The sequence below is a fragment of the Pseudomonas sp. MCal1 genome (genome assembly GCF_026341415.1).
Classification (GTDB): Bacteria; Pseudomonadota; Gammaproteobacteria; order Pseudomonadales; family Pseudomonadaceae; genus Aquipseudomonas.
In genome coordinates this window covers 1-396 of the sequence record NZ_JAKUMP010000040.1, presented here as the reverse complement: position 1 = coordinate 396, position 396 = coordinate 1, and the positions used below count along the sequence as shown (strand labels likewise).

1 protein-coding gene is annotated in these 396 nt (G+C 61.9%); it reads left to right on the top strand.

Going from position 1 to position 396, the window contains the following annotated elements; genetic code table 11:
• Nucleotides 1-396 (top strand): contractile injection system protein, VgrG/Pvc8 family (locus MKZ87_RS28865; RefSeq protein WP_266202224.1); only part of this gene is annotated, 396 nt, incomplete at both ends.

Below are 396 nucleotides of genomic sequence, written 5' to 3'. Positions count from 1 at the left end.
TTGCAGTTCAGTCGTGATCAGCGGATTTTCCAGCAGCGTACGGTGCCGCAGATCATCGCGCAGGTGCTCAAGGGGCATGGCATTCAAGCGGATGCCTTCAGCTTTCATGTCGCGGCGAATCCGCCCCGTGATTACTGCACCCAGTACGGCGAATCCGATCTGGAGTTCATCCAGCGACTGTGCGCCGAGGACGGTATCGCCTGGCATCACCAGCACTCGGTGGACGGGCATCGGCTGGTCTTCACCGATGACCAGGTGTTTTTACCCAAGCTCGGCGCCACGCCCTATCGGCAGGACTCCGGCATGGTGGCCGAGCATCCGGTGGTCAGCCGTTTCAGCATTCGTACCGGCACCCGCACCAGCACGGTCGTGCGCCGCGACTATGACCTCAAGCGC